This window comes from Staphylococcus pasteuri, from assembly GCF_030547725.1.
In the GTDB taxonomy this organism is placed as follows: domain Bacteria; phylum Bacillota; class Bacilli; order Staphylococcales; family Staphylococcaceae; genus Staphylococcus; species Staphylococcus pasteuri.
In genome coordinates this window covers 1-268 of the sequence record NZ_JAUOQO010000379.1, presented here as the reverse complement: position 1 = coordinate 268, position 268 = coordinate 1, and the positions used below count along the sequence as shown (strand labels likewise).

Annotated in this window: 1 protein-coding gene; it reads right to left on the bottom strand. The window is 59.0% G+C overall.

All coding sequences use genetic code 11. The features are described 5' to 3' along the window. Positions 1 to 244 (bottom strand): hypothetical protein (locus tag Q4528_RS14070; protein WP_303522220.1); only part of this gene is annotated, 244 nt, incomplete at its 3' end. Positions 245 to 268 lie beyond the last annotated feature (24 nt).

The following is a 268-nucleotide window of genomic DNA, read 5'->3' as shown; positions in this document are numbered from 1 at the left end:
ACCCAAGGCTGGCCAGCCCCGCTTGCACGCGTTTCACATAGGCTGGATCGTTTGCGTTCGCGCGCGCTGGCTGTGCGTTCGCGCCGGCTGGCTGGTTTGGCTGGCTTTTAATCGCCACTTTCTGGGTAATTTCCGCCAATCGATCGGGCTGGGCAATTGTGGCCACCTGCTGCTCAACGTTCTGAATGGTCTTTTGAACCACTTCCCCAGCCTGCCGGGTCACATTTTGGCCGCCTGCGACCACATCATTTGCAGCACGGGTCACAAT